Here is a 14,922-nt window from a genome sequence, read left to right as displayed (position 1 = left end):
TGAACGCAAAATGCAGGAAAAGAACCGCTGAAACTGGATGCAATGGGCAAGGATGAGCGCGATGGGCTGGAAATCTCTGGACGATATGGATCTTGGCGGTAAGCGGGTTCTGGTGCGCGTGGATATCAACGTACCGGTCGCGGATGGCGTGGTGACCGACGACACCCGCATTCAACGGATCGTGCCAACCGTGCGCGATATCCTCGCCGCAGGCGGTAAACCCATCCTGCTGGCCCATTTCGGACGCCCCGGTGGTCAGCATGTACCCGAGCTGTCATTGAAGCAGCTTGTGCCAGCACTTGAATCCGCTTTTGGGGCTCCCGTGCGCTTTGCCGATGATTGCGTGGGCTATGAGGCTGAAACCGCCGCCTCCGCCCTGACGGAAGGTGAGGTTCTGCTGCTGGAAAACACCCGCTTCCATGCCGAGGAGACCAAGAACAGCGTCCCACTTGCCCAAGGCATGGCAAAGCTGGGCGACATCTATTGCAACGATGCCTTCTCGGCCGCGCACCGCGCCCACAGCTCGACCGAGGCGCTGGCCCGTCTGCTGCCCGCCTGTGCCGGACGCCTGATGCAGCAGGAACTGAGCGCACTTGAGGCCGCCCTGGGCGCGCCCAAGCGGCCTGTCACAGCGGTTGTCGGGGGCGCCAAGGTGTCGACCAAGCTGGACCTGCTGGGCAACCTGATCGAGAAGGTTGACTATCTGGTCATCGGTGGCGGGATGGCGAATACATTCCTACTGGCCCAGGGGATCGATGTCGGCAAATCGCTGGCCGAGCACGCCATGACCGATACCGCCGCCGAAATCCTCGGCAAGGCCGAATCCGCAGGCTGCACGATTGTCTTGCCGCGCGACATCGTCGTGGCCGAAGTGTTCGAGGCCAACGCGCCGCATCAGGTGCTGCCCGCTGATCAGTGCCCTTCTGACTCGATGATCCTAGACGCCGGTCCCGAAAGCGTCGCAGCCGTGTCCGAAGTGCTGGAAAAAAGCCAGACCCTGATTTGGAACGGCCCACTGGGGGCGTTTGAGCTGACCCCGTTCGATGCCGCAACCAATGCGGCGGCGCTGAAGGCCGCAGCACTAACCCGCGATGGCAAGCTGACCTCGGTCGCGGGCGGGGGCGACACGGTGGCCGCACTGAACGCCTCGGGCGCGGCAACGGATTTCTCATATATCTCTACTGCTGGTGGTGCCTTCCTTGAATGGATGGAAGGCAAGACCTTGCCGGGTGTGGCTGCGCTGGAACTATAAGCGCTCAAACCTCAGGTCTCAGCTTTTTCTACTCAGGGGATTCACAACCCGAATCACCTGTGACATAGTGCGTCGAGACATCCAAAAAGGGTGCGTTTCTGAGGCAGTATTTCACACGGCGGTTAACACAGTGTCCCGTTCCAATCGGCCCGGTTTAGGGGCTTTCATTTTCTTCTCAATCGCCTTCATGCTGGGGGTGTATTTCACCTTTGCCGCCGTTCAAGGGGATTACGGTCTGTTTCGCCGGGTCGAGATTGCCGCCGAACGCGATGTTTTGTCTCGCGATCTGGCGCAGCTGAACGCCGAAATCGAGCAGATGGAGAACCTGACCCGCCGACTGTCAGACACCTATCTGGATCTCGATCTGCTGGATCAACAGGCCCGCTCAGTGCTCGGCATGATCCGCGCGGATGAGATCGTCATCCGCTGACGAAATTTTTTACTAAGAATCTCTGTACCTTAACGCCCGGAAGATAAGCTGTGGCAGGCCGCAACTCGCGTATCCTGCCCTCACGTAACATTAGTACTCGCCAGAACGTGTGAAATGCTCTATGAGATAGTTTAACGCTAAACTATCTTGCCGAAAGGGGGAGATCGCCACTATGGCTGCGCGAAAAACCACAAAGAAACCAAATGTTTCTGCGGAAGAACTGACCACATATTACCGCGAGATGCTGCTGATCCGCCGATTCGAGGAAAAGGCAGGTCAACTCTACGGCATGGGTCTGATCGGGGGTTTCTGCCACCTCTACATCGGTCAGGAAGCGGTTGTTGTCGGCCTTGAGGCCGCGGCCAAAGAAGGCGACAAGCGCATCACGTCCTATCGCGATCACGGCCACATGCTGGCCTGTGGAATGGACCCGGGCGGCGTAATGGCCGAATTGACCGGTCGCGAAGGCGGGCTGTCCAAAGGCAAAGGCGGCTCGATGCACATGTTCTCGAAAGAGAAGAATTTCTATGGCGGCCACGGCATTGTCGGCGCACAGGTTCCGCTGGGTGCGGGTTTGGCCTTTGCTGACAAATACAAAGAGAACGGCGGCGTCACCTTCACCTATTTCGGTGACGGCGCGGCCAACCAGGGTCAGGTCTATGAGACCTTCAATATGGCTGCTCTTTGGGAACTGCCGGTGGTATTCGTGATCGAGAACAACCAGTATGCCATGGGCACCGCGCAAGCACGCTCGACCTCTTCGGCCGACATCTACCACCGCGGTCAAGCCTTCGGAATACCGGGTGAAATGGTGAACGGCATGGATGTGCTGGCCGTCAAAGCCGCAGGTGAAAAAGCGGTCGCCCACTGCCGTGCGGGCAAAGGTCCCTACATCCTCGAGGTGAAAACCTACCGCTATCGCGGCCACTCGATGTCTGACCCGGCCAAGTACCGTACACGCGAAGAGGTTCAGAAGGTCCGCGAACAAAGCGACCCGATCGAGCACGTGCGCGAGCTGCTGCTGACCGGCAAACACGCGACCGAGGATGACCTGAAGGCGATCGACAAAGAGATCAAAGAGGTCGTCAATCAGGCCGCCGAATTCTCGAAAGAAAGCCCCGAGCCGTCGCTGGACGAGCTCTGGACTGATATCTACGCCTGAGAGGACGAATAAGACATGGCAACCGAAATTCTCATGCCCGCCCTTTCGCCCACGATGGAAGAGGGCACATTGGCCAAGTGGCTGGTCAAGGAAGGCGACACCGTATCCTCGGGCGACATCATGGCCGAGATCGAAACCGACAAGGCGACGATGGAGTTCGAAGCCGTCGATGAAGGCATCGTCGGTAAGATTCTGATCAGCGAGGGCACCGAAGGGGTCAAAGTAAACACCCCTATCGCGATCCTGGTCGAAGATGGTGAAGACGCCTCCGCCCTGCCCGTGGCTTCGCCCGCAGCCGCAGCGGGGGCCGAAGCCGCCCCTGCGGCGGTTGAGGCCCCCGCTCCTGCCGCAGCAGCCCCCACTGCTCCGGTTGTGGACCTGTCGCCCGATTGGCCTGCCGACGCCGAGATGGCGCAGCAAACCGTCCGCGAAGCCTTGCGCGACGCGATGGCCGAAGAAATGCGCGGCGACGAAGATGTCTATCTGATGGGCGAAGAAGTCGCTGAATATCAGGGCGCCTATAAAATCTCTCAAGGCCTGCTCGATGAATTCGGTGCCAAACGTGTCATCGACACCCCGATCACTGAACATGGCTTCACAGGCATCGCCGTCGGCTCGGCCTTTGGCGGGCTGAAACCGATTGTCGAGTTCATGACCTTCAACTTCGCCATGCAGGCGATTGATCAGATCATCAACTCTGCCGCCAAAACGCTTTATATGTCTGGCGGTCAGATGGGCTGTCCGATCGTATTCCGTGGCCCTAACGGTGCCGCTGCCCGCGTGGCCGCGCAACACTCGCAGGACTACGCCGCATGGTACATGCAGGTGCCAGGTCTCAAAGTGGTGATGCCCTATTCCGCAGCCGATGCCAAAGGTTTGCTGAAATCGGCCATCCGCGACCCGAACCCCGTGGTCTTCCTGGAAAACGAAATCCTCTACGGCCGCTCCTTCGACGTGCCGCAAGTGGATGACCTGACCATCCCGCTGGGCAAGGCCCGCATCTGGCGCGAAGGCTCGGATGTGACCATCGTCAGCTTTGGCATCGGCATGCAATATGCGCTGGAAGCCGCAGACAAACTGGCCGAAGACGGCATCAGCGCCGAAGTGATCGACCTGCGCACCATCCGCCCGATGGACACCGGTGCGATCATCAACTCGGTGATGAAAACCAACCGTCTTGTGACCGTCGAAGAAGGCTGGCCGCAAGGTTCCGTTGGTAGCTACATCAGCTCGGTGGTCATGCAGGAAGCGTTCGATTATCTCGACGCCCCGGTCATCACCCTCACCGGCAAAGATGTTCCGATGCCATATGCGGCGAACCTCGAGAAGCTGGCGCTGATCACCACTGATGAGGTGATCGCTGCGGTGAAACAGGTGACCTACCGGTAATGGAGATCAGGGGCCGCGATCCAGCAACCGAATGCTACCGTGTCGAGATTGACATCGACAACCGCATCGTGCGGGCGCTTGTACCCGAGCGATTGGCGGCGGATATGCGGTTGATCGGCGCGCGCCCCTCACACCAGACCGCCTATGTCTGGATGGCGGAGAACAAAGACAAAATCGAGGCTGCGATTGCGACGCTCGCACGCGGCACCGGGCGCCCCAAGGCGCCCTTTGACCAAATTACTCTGATTGAGGAGCGCTGAAATGCCCACCGAAATCCTGATGCCTGCCTTGTCCCCGACGATGGAGGAAGGCACACTTGCAAAATGGCTCGTCAAGGAAGGCGACACCGTCTCCTCGGGCGATCTGCTGGCCGAAATTGAAACCGACAAGGCAACAATGGAGTTCGAGGCCGTTGACGAAGGCACCGTCGGCAAGATCCTTATTCCTGAGGGAACCGAAGGCGTTAAAGTCAACACCGCCATCGCAGTCCTGCTGGAAGATGGAGAAAGCGCTGATGATATCGGTGCAACGCCAACCGCTGCTCCCGCGGCTGCGCCAGCTGCCGCCGCGGGCAACGAGGCTGCCGCACCAGCGGCACCCGAGGCGCCCGCCCCTGCCCCAGCGGCACCGGCCAAAGCGGATGGCGGTCGTATTTTTGCCTCCCCCCTTGCTCGTCGGATTGCCGCGCAAAAGGGTCTGGATCTGGCTCAAATCTCAGGTTCTGGCCCGCATGGCCGTATCGTCAAAGCCGATGTGGAAAGCGCCACAGCCGCACCTGCAGCGGCACCTGCGCCTGCTGCTGCAGCCGCCCAAACCGCCGCCGCTCCCGCAGGTCCATCGGCGGACGCCGTGGCCAAGATGTACGAAGGCCGCGAATACGAAGAGATCAAACTCGATGGCATGCGCAAGACCATCGCCGCGCGTCTGTCTGAGGCCAAACAGACCATCCCGCATTTCTACCTGCGTCGCGACATTAAGCTGGATGCGCTACTCAAGTTCCGCAGCCAGTTGAACAAGCAACTCGAAGGCCGGGGTGTGAAGCTCAGCGTCAACGACTTTATCATCAAAGCCGTCGCCAACGCACTACAGCAGGTTCCCGAATGCAACGCCGTCTGGGCGGGCGACCGGGTTCTGCAACTGAAACCTTCGGATGTGGCTGTTGCCGTCGCCATCGAGGGCGGTCTGTTCACTCCGGTCCTGCAAGATGCCGACACCAAATCGCTGTCGGCGCTGTCGACTGAGATGAAAGACCTCGCCGGACGCGCCCGCGAGCGCAAGCTGGCCCCGCACGAGTACCAAGGCGGTACTTTCGCAGTCTCGAACCTCGGCATGTTCGGCATCGACAATTTCGATGCCATCGTGAACCCGCCGCATGCAGGTATCCTCGCAGTTGGTACCGGCCTCAAGAAACCCATAGTGGGCGATGACGGAGAACTGACGGTCGCAACCGTCATGTCCGTCACCATGTCGGTCGATCACCGGGTCATCGACGGCGCGCTTGGCGCTCAGCTGCTGCAAGCCATCGTCGACAACCTGGAAAATCCGATGGTCATGTTGGCCTAAGCCCAGAAGATCATGCACAAAAAAGGCCGCCTCGAACCCCGAGGCGGCCTTTTTCGTCTATTCACTCCGAATTACTGGTCTTTCCCCAGCATATGATCCATCGAGATTGACGGCTGATCGCACCCGGCCTCGCCCACGATCTTGGCGGGAATGCCAGCGACCGTCGTGCACGGTGGCACTTCCTGCAGCACCACTGATCCAGCGGCGATACGGCTGCAATGGCCAACCTCGATATTGCCCAGAACCTTAGCACCCGCGCCGATCAGAACGCCGTCACCAATGGTTGGATGGCGCTGTTCTTCTTCCTTGCCGGTCCCGCCCAGCGTCACCGAATGCAGCATCGAAACATTGTCCCCAACCACAGCGGTTTCACCGATCACGATAGAATGGGCATGGTCGATCATGATGCCTTTACCGATGCGGGCAGCTGGATGGATATCAATGCCGAATATCTCGGAAGATCGCATCTGGAAGAAATAGGCCAGATCATGGCGCCCCTTGTTCCAAAGCCAGTGGGCCACGCGATAAGCCTGCATCGCCTGATACCCTTTGAAATAAAGGATCGGTTGCAGCAGGCGGTGGCAGGCCGGATCGCGTTCATAAACAGCCATCAGGTCCGCGCGCGCGGCTTCAATCAACGCTTTGTCGTCAGCATAGGCCTCATCCACGATCTCACGCAGTACCATCATCGACATCTCATTCGAGCATAGCTTGGCCGAGATGCGATAGGACAATGCCCTCTCAAGACTGCGGTGATGCAAGATACAGGCGTGTACCAACCCGCCCATCAGCGGCTCTTTCTCGACGGCTGCATGGGCTTCCGAGGTGATGCGGTCCCAAACCGGGTCCACAGGTGTCACTTGGCTGCGCGTTTCGAACATGGCTTTTCATCCTTTGCTGCGCTTAGAATAGCCATCTAGTCGTAAAATTACCAAACGCAAACCCTTGATATGCACTACAACAAAAAATGAACTCAGCCGATCTGGACCATTTTCGGAAGCTTATTCACCAGCGCCTTCGCGATCTGGCCGCGCAATCCGCCGCCGGTCAGGATGCGCAATCAGTTGTGGAGCTGGATCAACAGGCAGTGGGTCGGCTCAGCCGGATGGATGCGTTGCAAAATCAAGCAATGGCCAAGGCGCAACAGACCCGGCGCGACACCGAAACGCATCGGCTTCGGGCCGCGCTGAACCGGATGGACGAAGACGAATTCGGCTATTGCGAAGATTGCGGCGAGGAAATAGCGCACGGAAGGCTAGAGCTGGACCTTGCCGCCTCAAAATGTGTCAGCTGCGCATCTGGCTGATTTGGAACCGGATCAGTTTGCGCAGAACCATCTCGAAACATTGGCAATATTGCAGATCGTCGAAATTTGGCTCGTCTGCCAAGGGCCGGCAGCGCGCGGCTGCCATCAACGAGCCATTTCCATAAACAGGATGCAACCGCCCTGTTCTGGCGACATGTCGATCCGCCAGTTCGGCCTCAGCAATCAGGAGGGTGCTTATCCTATCGCGGTCGGTTCGCGGCGCGGCCAGCAAAGCCCGCGCCGCCGCGCTGAGATCTCCGTGCAGGACTGGCCGCACGGCTAGCAGACCGAAAGGCGCGCAAACGCCCCGGGTCCGTAGGTAGCCGAAACCTGCGCGACTGCGATATCGTAGGGTCCGGCCAGCCCGTCATCGGCTTTCATCGCGGCAGAATACTGCCAAACCGGATCACTGGTGACAGTTTCGCGCAACAAAGCACCCTCGGTGAAGACGCGGATCAGATAGGATTCGCTTTCTTCGCCCAGGGGCACATCCAATGCGCTCCAGTCATCGCCATCAATCCGGGTGCGGCGCACCCATGAGATCTCGTCCCCTGCAGCCGACGCAGAAGCCTGCAAATGCACTGGCGCATAAGGCCTCAGCCCATTGCCATCGAACGCTTCAACCAGATGCACATATGCCGGGTCCTCGTAGCCGCGCGTTGCAGGGCCGATACGGTAATGCTTGGCCACGCGGCGTTCAGTGCGCAGCAATCCGGTCTGATAAACACGTTCATCCAGCAGCACAAAGGTGGACCCTTCCGGCCAGACATCCGGCATCAGGGCATCCGTACCCAACTGCCCTCGCAACCGGTCCGACAAATTGTAAACGCCAGTCTCCTGCAGGGCTGCCTCCGAGAACTGGAACACTTCCCAATTGCCGGGTGTCCCGTCACCGATCGCCGCCAGATTGGCCCCACTCAACAATGACGAGCGGGGGCGAGACTCCAACACGCCATCGATCAGATTGACCCGCAGTGCGGCCCCTTCATCCCAGAGCCCAGCGCCAGCGCGCCGCAGCGGCGTCTCGGTGAACCCAATCACCGCCTGGCCCGCGATCACCTGATGCAGCGTGTAATCCTCGTCCTGAGCAGCCGAATAGACGGCAACGTTGCCGGGCCAGGGCTCAGCCGAGATCGCCAGATAAGGTGCGTGGGGCGCTTCTGACCCGGTGATCAACGGCAGGTCCAAGAACACAGGCAGGACCGGCACCGGAGCGATGAACGGTTTAGCCGCCGCGACATCGTCCAGCACGTCAGACGGCGTATAGACGCCGGGTTCGATCCGCACCGCATCCGCCAATTGCATCTCGGCCTGTTCCAACCGGTCGATCCGGAACAGGGTCCCATCCCCTGCATCCGGCAGACGCACCACATCCCCGGCTCCGACATTCAGCAACGAGGGCGGCAGAGCAAATCGCACAGTCTCGCGCGAGATGCGGGATTCGCTTAGCCAGCGCTCGACCGTCTGACGCCCTTCGGCGCGAGTCATCGACAAGGGCATTTCGTTGACGGCGACCGAATGGGTTCTGTCATCAGGCAAGACGGCCTCTTCCGCGACAACATCATGGTCCGCATCCGACTGGACGAATCTTAGCCGCACGCGCCCGGTCATCTCGGCCTCAGCCTCGCGGCGATGTTCCACTGGCCCGTCTATATCCGCGCTGATAGCGATCTGCTCGGGGTCGATGTCAACGGCCCGACGCCCGTCGCGGGTTCTGAACTTCAGCACCCCGTCCCGCTCGATCGCGTCGAACCCATAGCGCAGCATCAGCGGCTGCAAGGCCTGCCGAGCATTCATTACGTCCTCAACCGCGTAACCGCGTACCACGCCGTAGAGCTCGGACACATCAATCGCCGTCACCCCTGCCTCATGGCAGATTTCTGTCACGACCGAGGCCAGAGTCCGCGACCCGGATCGCCCGTTCAGCCAATGCCCACGTGCATAGTTATCGCCGTCCGACCACTGCGACCGCAGGTTCGGGAAAGTCGGGAACGGACGCGCATCCCAAGCCCAGACAAAGGCGTTCGACAGGTCCACCATCGGGCCGTCATAGATATCTGAAACCGGGTTGATCTCAGCATCACCCCAATAGCCAAGGACGGCCCGAAGGTACTGAACCATGATAAAATCATCCCGTACCCCGTTGGAATACCGCGGCAAATTTGATTCAGACGACTTTGGGTCCAAGAATTTGTTCGGCTGGTTCGTGCCCTTGTCGATGGCCGCGCAGCCCAGTTCGGTGAACCAGATTGGCTTGGACCCCGGAACCCAACCCGTGGGTGTTTGCTGCCGCACGCCCCCGATCCGCTCATGATGTCGGTTCGCCCACCAGTTGCGCAGGTCCTTGTACCGCCAGACCCACGGCTCGCCATGATCGTCATCAGTGATCGGGCTTCGGATCTGCGCTTCAGCTTCCTCCGGTGAGGCATAGTACCAATCATACCCCTCGCCGCCTTCGATATTGCCGCGCAGATAGTCCAGATCGTAGATCGACCCATTCGACACCTCAGCGTCCAGATGCGAGGCCCTATCCCGCCAGTCGGACAGCGGCATATAGTTGTCGATGCCGACAAAATCTATGTTCTCATCGGCCCAAAGCGGGTCGAGGTGGAAATACCGGTCTCCGGTGCCGTCTTGCGGCTGATACCCGAAATACTCGGTCCAGTCTGCGGCATAGCCGACCTTAGTTTCCGGCCCCAATATCGCGCGCACTTCCGCGGCCAGAGACCGCAGCCCCGCAACTGCAGCGAAGCCAGACGCGCCGCGGATTTGCGTTAGCCCGCGCATCTCGGACCCGATGCAGAAGGACTCCACGCCGCCCGCCGCCTTGCACAGGGCCGCATAGTGCAGAATGAACCGCCGTAATCCCCATTCGCTAGGGCCGCGATAGGTCACTTTGCTGCCGCTGGTCGAGAAATGTGACGCGCGCGCCGTACCAAAGAACGCCGCCACCTGCGCATCCGCATCGGCAGTTTGATCCGGCGAGCCTGGCCGCCCCGGAGCAACATCCAAAGTGATCCGCCCACGCCAGGGTAAATGAGGTTGATCCGGCGCATCGGACCACGGATCAGGCAGGCAGTTGCCCTCTGATTGCTCCATCAAAATAAACGGATAAAACATAACCCGTTTGCCCGAGTTCTTCAGGTGCCGGATCGCCTGCACTACGGCCGCATCAGCCGGTGTGCCGCCATAAACCGGACGCCCATCCTGCCATTTCACCTGCCCCGCCGCAGTTCGGGACAGACCTGAAACACTCCAGGGCATGTTTGCGCCCTCGATATTCTTGCGTTCAACCTTGGGGCGGATCTGGCATTCTCCGCAGCGCAAATCATCGCCGAACCACGACACGATCAACGAGGCCGCCTCGCAGCCCGGCAATTCCTGGCTGAGCGCCCGCGTCGAGGTCACCAGATCGGACTTGCCCGATGGTGAATTGACATTCGCCGCCCAACTGCGCCCCCGGCCCTTGGTGTAATTAACCTGAGATGAAGCCAGCGCGTATTCACCCGTACCCGGCATCAAGGCCACCCCCTTGATGATCCGAGACAGCGCGTCCTCGGCATCCGGCATCTCGTCTTGTTCCTGCCGCACCACCTCGAACGAGAATTGCGGTACGCGGTTGCCAAAGGGGCCCAGCGCCAGATCTTCGATCACCACATAAGCCGTGCCGCGATAAGCGGGCACCGTGCCTGCCCCTTCGACCGCTTCAATGAGCGGGTCGGGCAATTGCTCATGATCGCCGCGATATATCCGCATGTTCAGCGTTCTACGCTCAACCTCTTCGCCATCGGCCCAAACGCGTGTGACATCTGCAACCTCGCCTGCGCCCACAGCAATCGCCAGAGACACAGAATAGCTGTAGCTATGGGTCGTCGTGGTCGTCGTCACTTCGACGGGCTTCGGCTTGCCTTTGCCGCCACCGCCACCGCCTGATGTTTGCGTCGTCGTCGAGGTCGATCGGGTTTCCAGAAAGTCCGAGGCCCAGATGACCTGTCCTCCAACTCGCATCCGGCCGTAGACCGTCGCGACGGTCGCACCCTCACCGGTTTCGGTGAGACGGAAACGATCCAGACGCCCGGTCTCGACCACCTCGCTGCCGCCGCCCATTACGGATTGGCTGGCCATCAACCGGTTGTCGATCACCCGCCCCAGCGTCGCCCCAACCGCGCGGCCAATCACCGCCGTTGACAGGCCCGCAACCGAGCCCCCGATCGAACCACCTATTGCCGCACCTGCAGCAGACAGAACTATTGTGGCCATCAGAAATCCTCCAGCGGGAATTCGAAACAAGCGACCACGCGGCGACGCCAAGGCTCGCTCAGCGTGTTTTCAACAACACCATGCCCGGTATAGGCGTGGATGAATCGCATCGGGTCTTGGGCGCTGACGATGCCCAGATGCTTTGCCACGGCCGCATCCCGCATCCGAAACAGCAATACATCCCCCGGGGCCAAATCATCGGGCGATTTCTCGACTAGATGGCGACGGGCTGCGGCCCACATGCGTTCCTCACCTTGCGGCTCGGACCAATCCATGCTGTAGACCGGCACCGCCTCAGGCTCATGCCCCATCACCGCGCGCCAAACGCCCCGCAATAGGCCGAGACAATCGGCGCCTGCACCCCGAACAGAGGCCTGATGAACATAAGGTGTGCCCAGCCATCCGCGCGCTTCGTCCACGATATCTTGTTTTGTCCGCATCACCGCCTGCTTCCCCCTTTGTGTTGACTACTGCGCTTGGGTACGGCCATGACCCAATCCTCGTGTGGCAGGTCAGGGAAGCCCTGAAAATTCAGCATGTTGTTGAACTTCAGTCGGCAAGTGGTCATGCGCTTGTCACACCCGGCGATCAGCTGGACCCGGTCCCCAATCGCCAGCCCGCCGCCAATCGCCGACCACAGCGTGACATCGCGGCCATCTCTGACCTGTTCATCCAGCTTGATCGAGGCCCACAGGCCCTGCGCAGCCCCGTCCAGCACATCCAGCCTGCCGCGTTCAAACCAACCCGCATCAGAACTCTCCGCGCCCTGCAAACGCAAAGCCGCGCCGTCCAGCGCGACAATTTCAGCCTCAGCGCGATAACCCGGCGTCTCCAGGGCAAAGCGGCACGCCTTATCCCCCAACACAGCCGTACAGGGCTTCTGATAAATCCGCCCTAAAGGCCGGTTCAGCAGATCGGTCAACCCGCGCAATTCCGCATGAAACGCCCCGCCAGCGCGACGCAACTCGCCAATCGAACCACGAAACTGCAGCATCCGCTGCTCAGGATCGGCCCAATTGACCAGCCAAGCCCGCACCTCGGCCCCATCAAAGCGCCCCGCCTCGATATCCTCTTCCCGGACCGAGGCATCAGACAGCGCGCCCATCGCCTCGGTATTATCGATCGACAGGCCGGTTGCCTGCTCGATCGCCGCAGCGGTCAGACCGGTGCTGGCTTTGAACACCAGCCCGTCAAAGCGCAACTCCATATCGTGATCCGTGAAACCATAGACCTGTGCGTCGCTGCGCGTGATCGCCCAGCAACGACAGGTGGTGGTCAGCCCGCTTTGCAAATGCGCCTGCAGCGCCTGTTTGTCCCCGCTCATCAGACCCGCACCTCGACCACCGGTACGTTCGGGACGTCACCGGCCTGAAAGCTGGCGACGCTGGTCTGGATCTTGTCGGTGTCGAACCGTACCGGAACGTCGAACTCAAACCCGGCTGTAATCTCGACCTGCTCAGGCGGCGGGGCCGAGAACATCACGCGTCCGGTCGCCAGATCGACCTCAAAGTCCACGCCTTCGCGCAGCGCGTCCTGATCCAGCCCCAGTGTCACAGTGCCCAGTACCGGCTTCAGGATTGGCCGCACATAGCTGAACCCGCCCGAGCTGTAGGTCTTGACCAGCTGAAACGAGACCGTCTCGCCATCTCCGCGCGCAATCACCTGATCGCCCTTGTCGACCTCAGCCGTCGCCGCGCCCGACTTGAAATCCGACCAATCCTTCCAGCGGAACCCGAACATCTGGCCCTGTCGCGCCTCGAAGAAGGAAATCAGCGTTTCGATATCGTCCAGCGACCGCATCCCCAGACCCGCATCATAGCGCCTGCGCGAATGCGCCCAGGGCGTGTTGCGTTCTTCGAACCCGTTGGCCAGCGTCACGATATCCGTGCGCCGTTCCGGCCCACCGACCGAGCCAAAGCTCAGGCTGGCGGGAAATCTCACCTCGTGGAAATTCATCGCCTGCTCCCCTTATCTGTTGCGATTGCCACGGCCCAATGCGCGGGTCATCTGCGCCGCGATCTGGCCTTGAGAGCGGCGGAACCCCTGCACATCCGGTGTTGAGATATTCATCACCACGTTGACCGCTCGCCCGCCGCCCTGCGTCCGCACACCCAGCTTGCCATCGGCCCCGCGCGCTAGCGGCATGATCGCCTCGGGACCCGCCTCACCCATCAACCCGGTGCCGCCTCGCATCGGGAACATGGTCGGGCTGCTAACGACCCCACCATTGGCAAACGGCATCACACGGCCCTGAGAAAAACTGCCGCCATCGGCAAAGGGCAGTATCCCCTGCACCAAGCCACCCACCCCATTGGCAAGCATCCCGCCGAAATGATCCGTCACCGGTTTGATCGCCGCCGAATACGCCGTGCGGATCATCGAGTTCTTCAGCACTTCCAGCGCCCCCGACAGGTTCATCCCATCCAGCACCACGCCATCAAAAGCCTTGCGCAACCCGCCCGACATGCCACGCTCCAGCGTAGCCACATCCTTTCCGGTCTCTTCAAACGCGGCCTTGATCCGTCGCATCTGGCCATCAAATGCCGAGGCCATGGTCGCCGCATCGCCCAGCGCGTCACCCAGCGCATCTCCCCGCTCCTGCAGGTCGTCAAAACCATCACGATCCGTCATTACGCTCTCCTTGTGTCTTGTCCGGATAGGCCGCGAGCAGCGCATCCAGCCCTGCCCGGTTCATCGCCGGCATCCCCGCGCCCTGCCCCAGCATCAGCCGCAGCTCGGCCGGGGTCAGACGCCAGAACTGATCCGGCGTCAGGCGAAGGCCGAGGAACCCGGCCCGCATCAGTACGGGCCAGTCGAACCCGCTCACTCGGGCACCATGAAGGCCCGCGCCAGCAACTCGGCTGCCGCCTTGGCCCCCGCCATCGGCCCACCCGCAATCTCGGCATGCAGCAGATCATCGCGCGTGACCTGCGCTCCGCCGCCCCGCAACCCGGCAACCAGCAGCGCCAGCACATCACCGCTGGAGTAAGCCCCGCCTTCAAACCGCTGCACCAGTTCGACCAGAGACCCGGCCTGCAGCTCCTGTTCCAGTTCCGCCAAAGCACCCAATGTCAGCTTGAGCACCCGCTGCTCCCCATCGATGGCCAGCGCCACCTCGCCCGTCCACGGATTGGCCATCAGAGCGCCGTAAAGCTCAGCGCACCGGCGCTTGCCATGCTCATCTCATAGGTCGCCTCACCGTTATGCGAGCCCGCATATTCGATGCTGCTGACCTGAAACGGGCCTTCGACTATGCCAAAATCAGGGATGATCACCTGAAACCCAGGCGTCTCGCCATCAAAGAACAGCTGACGCGCCCGCTCATCAGTACCTTCATCCTTGAACACGCCCGAGCCCGAGATCGAGGCCGATTTGACCCCCGCCCCCGACAGCAGCTCACGCCACCCGCCCTGGCTTTCCAGGCTGGTGACATCCACGCTTTCCGCATTGAAACTGATCCGCGTGGCGCGCAGGCCCGCGATGGTTTCAAACAGGCCGGTGCCGTTCATATCCACTTTGACCAACAGGTCTTTTCCGTTCTGGGCAGCCATATGCTCTCT

At 60.7% G+C, this 14,922-nt stretch carries 17 protein-coding genes; 7 read left to right on the top strand and 10 right to left on the bottom strand.

What is annotated here, in order from left to right; translation table 11 throughout:
* Positions 1-61: 61 nt before the first annotated feature.
* From ACR0A1_RS03205 to ACR0A1_RS03180, 6 genes are all read left to right on the top strand, one after another.
* Positions 62-1,252, top strand: a complete 1,191-nt coding sequence (locus ACR0A1_RS03205; protein ID WP_170565960.1) for a phosphoglycerate kinase — start codon at positions 62-64, stop codon at positions 1,250-1,252.
* Positions 1,253-1,382: 130 nt separating this feature from the next.
* Positions 1,383-1,682 carry a septum formation initiator family protein gene (locus tag ACR0A1_RS03200; RefSeq protein ID WP_170396518.1) on the top strand — a complete coding sequence of 100 codons (300 nt, stop codon included), beginning with the start codon at positions 1,383-1,385 and terminating at the stop codon, positions 1,680-1,682.
* A gap of 172 nt (positions 1,683-1,854) precedes the next feature.
* Complete coding sequence (pdhA, locus tag ACR0A1_RS03195; RefSeq protein ID WP_170396516.1) at positions 1,855-2,844, top strand: pyruvate dehydrogenase (acetyl-transferring) E1 component subunit alpha; 990 nt, start codon at positions 1,855-1,857, stop codon at positions 2,842-2,844.
* Between the two features lie 15 nt (positions 2,845-2,859).
* Positions 2,860-4,233 (top strand): pyruvate dehydrogenase complex E1 component subunit beta, encoded by a 1,374-nt coding sequence (locus tag ACR0A1_RS03190; protein WP_480866210.1) that lies wholly within the window; start codon positions 2,860-2,862, stop codon positions 4,231-4,233.
* Positions 4,233-4,493, top strand: coding sequence for a hypothetical protein (locus ACR0A1_RS03185; protein WP_170403080.1), 261 nt, complete (start codon positions 4,233-4,235; stop codon positions 4,491-4,493). The genes ACR0A1_RS03190 and ACR0A1_RS03185 overlap by 1 nt, the downstream gene beginning before the upstream one ends.
* A 1-nt stretch (position 4,494) precedes the next feature.
* Positions 4,495-5,796: a pyruvate dehydrogenase complex dihydrolipoamide acetyltransferase gene (locus tag ACR0A1_RS03180; RefSeq protein ID WP_170646353.1), complete on the top strand. Its 1,302-nt coding sequence runs from the start codon at positions 4,495-4,497 to the stop codon at positions 5,794-5,796.
* A 71-nt stretch (positions 5,797-5,867) separates the two neighbouring features.
* On the opposite strand, the gene cysE is transcribed toward ACR0A1_RS03180, so the two are convergent.
* Positions 5,868-6,677, bottom strand: a complete 810-nt coding sequence (cysE, locus tag ACR0A1_RS03175; protein WP_170396508.1) for a serine O-acetyltransferase — start codon at positions 6,675-6,677, stop codon at positions 5,868-5,870.
* 86 nt (positions 6,678-6,763) lie between these two features.
* On the opposite strand from cysE, the gene ACR0A1_RS03170 reads away from it, so the two are divergent.
* Positions 6,764-7,102 carry a TraR/DksA family transcriptional regulator gene (locus ACR0A1_RS03170; RefSeq protein WP_480866207.1) on the top strand — a complete coding sequence of 113 codons (339 nt, stop codon included), beginning with the start codon at positions 6,764-6,766 and terminating at the stop codon, positions 7,100-7,102.
* Here ACR0A1_RS03170 and ACR0A1_RS03165 read toward each other — a convergent pair.
* The 9 genes from ACR0A1_RS03165 to ACR0A1_RS03125 are packed head-to-tail and all read right to left on the bottom strand — an operon-like array spanning position 7,083 to position 14,913.
* A complete protein-coding gene (locus tag ACR0A1_RS03165) occupies positions 7,083-7,379 on the bottom strand; it encodes a DUF7742 family protein (protein WP_170403088.1) in 297 nt (98 codons plus the stop codon). The two genes, ACR0A1_RS03170 and ACR0A1_RS03165, sit on opposite strands and share 20 nt — an antisense overlap.
* A gap of 2 nt (positions 7,380-7,381) precedes the next feature.
* Positions 7,382-11,362 carry a baseplate multidomain protein megatron gene (locus tag ACR0A1_RS03160; RefSeq protein WP_480866205.1) on the bottom strand — a complete coding sequence of 1,327 codons (3,981 nt, stop codon included), beginning with the start codon at positions 11,360-11,362 and terminating at the stop codon, positions 7,382-7,384.
* Positions 11,362-11,802 (bottom strand): NlpC/P60 family protein, encoded by a 441-nt coding sequence (locus ACR0A1_RS03155; protein WP_170396502.1) that lies wholly within the window; start codon positions 11,800-11,802, stop codon positions 11,362-11,364. Before ACR0A1_RS03155 ends, ACR0A1_RS03160 begins: the two co-directional genes overlap by 1 nt.
* A complete protein-coding gene (locus ACR0A1_RS03150) occupies positions 11,802-12,686 on the bottom strand; it encodes a DUF2163 domain-containing protein (protein ID WP_480866203.1) in 885 nt (294 codons plus the stop codon). Before ACR0A1_RS03150 ends, ACR0A1_RS03155 begins: the two co-directional genes overlap by 1 nt.
* Positions 12,686-13,318 (bottom strand): DUF2460 domain-containing protein, encoded by a 633-nt coding sequence (locus ACR0A1_RS03145; protein WP_170396498.1) that lies wholly within the window; start codon positions 13,316-13,318, stop codon positions 12,686-12,688. The genes ACR0A1_RS03150 and ACR0A1_RS03145 overlap by 1 nt, the downstream gene beginning before the upstream one ends.
* A 12-nt stretch (positions 13,319-13,330) precedes the next feature.
* Positions 13,331-13,993 (bottom strand): phage tail tape measure protein, encoded by a 663-nt coding sequence (locus ACR0A1_RS03140; protein WP_170422215.1) that lies wholly within the window; start codon positions 13,991-13,993, stop codon positions 13,331-13,333.
* Positions 13,980-14,189, bottom strand: coding sequence for a rcc01693 family protein (locus ACR0A1_RS03135; RefSeq protein WP_170422216.1), 210 nt, complete (start codon positions 14,187-14,189; stop codon positions 13,980-13,982). Before ACR0A1_RS03135 ends, ACR0A1_RS03140 begins: the two co-directional genes overlap by 14 nt.
* The gene (locus ACR0A1_RS03130) at positions 14,186-14,500 is read right to left on the bottom strand and encodes a gene transfer agent family protein (protein WP_480866200.1); all 315 of its coding nucleotides are present in this window, start codon (positions 14,498-14,500) and stop codon (positions 14,186-14,188) included. The genes ACR0A1_RS03135 and ACR0A1_RS03130 overlap by 4 nt, the downstream gene beginning before the upstream one ends.
* Complete coding sequence (locus tag ACR0A1_RS03125) at positions 14,500-14,913, bottom strand: phage major tail protein, TP901-1 family (RefSeq protein WP_170374021.1); 414 nt, start codon at positions 14,911-14,913, stop codon at positions 14,500-14,502. The genes ACR0A1_RS03130 and ACR0A1_RS03125 overlap by 1 nt, the downstream gene beginning before the upstream one ends.
* Positions 14,914-14,922: the final 9 nt, after the last annotated feature.

The organism is Ruegeria sp. D6 (assembly GCF_056534365.1).
This window is presented reverse-complemented; position numbering and strand designations above follow the sequence as displayed.

Excerpts from the sequence above, each read along its gene's own strand:
- ACR0A1_RS03205 (WP_170565960.1), top strand. The coding sequence starts at position 62 with ATGGGCTGGAAATCTCTGGACGATATGGATCTTGGCGGTAAGCGGGTT.
- pdhA (WP_170396516.1), top strand. The coding sequence starts at position 1,855 with ATGGCTGCGCGAAAAACCACAAAGAAACCAAATGTTTCTGCGGAAGAA.
- ACR0A1_RS03190 (WP_480866210.1), top strand. The coding sequence starts at position 2,860 with ATGGCAACCGAAATTCTCATGCCCGCCCTTTCGCCCACGATGGAAGAG.
- ACR0A1_RS03185 (WP_170403080.1), top strand. The coding sequence starts at position 4,233 with ATGGAGATCAGGGGCCGCGATCCAGCAACCGAATGCTACCGTGTCGAG.
- ACR0A1_RS03180 (WP_170646353.1), top strand. The coding sequence starts at position 4,495 with ATGCCCACCGAAATCCTGATGCCTGCCTTGTCCCCGACGATGGAGGAA.
- cysE (WP_170396508.1), bottom strand. The coding sequence starts at position 6,677 with ATGTTCGAAACGCGCAGCCAAGTGACACCTGTGGACCCGGTTTGGGAC.
- ACR0A1_RS03170 (WP_480866207.1), top strand. The coding sequence starts at position 6,764 with ATGAACTCAGCCGATCTGGACCATTTTCGGAAGCTTATTCACCAGCGC.
- ACR0A1_RS03160 (WP_480866205.1), bottom strand. The coding sequence starts at position 11,362 with ATGGCCACAATAGTTCTGTCTGCTGCAGGTGCGGCAATAGGTGGTTCG.
- ACR0A1_RS03155 (WP_170396502.1), bottom strand. The coding sequence starts at position 11,802 with ATGCGGACAAAACAAGATATCGTGGACGAAGCGCGCGGATGGCTGGGC.
- ACR0A1_RS03150 (WP_480866203.1), bottom strand. The coding sequence starts at position 12,686 with ATGAGCGGGGACAAACAGGCGCTGCAGGCGCATTTGCAAAGCGGGCTG.
- ACR0A1_RS03145 (WP_170396498.1), bottom strand. The coding sequence starts at position 13,318 with ATGAATTTCCACGAGGTGAGATTTCCCGCCAGCCTGAGCTTTGGCTCG.
- ACR0A1_RS03140 (WP_170422215.1), bottom strand. The coding sequence starts at position 13,993 with ATGACGGATCGTGATGGTTTTGACGACCTGCAGGAGCGGGGAGATGCG.
- ACR0A1_RS03130 (WP_480866200.1), bottom strand. The coding sequence starts at position 14,500 with ATGGCCAATCCGTGGACGGGCGAGGTGGCGCTGGCCATCGATGGGGAG.
- ACR0A1_RS03125 (WP_170374021.1), bottom strand. The coding sequence starts at position 14,913 with ATGGCTGCCCAGAACGGAAAAGACCTGTTGGTCAAAGTGGATATGAAC.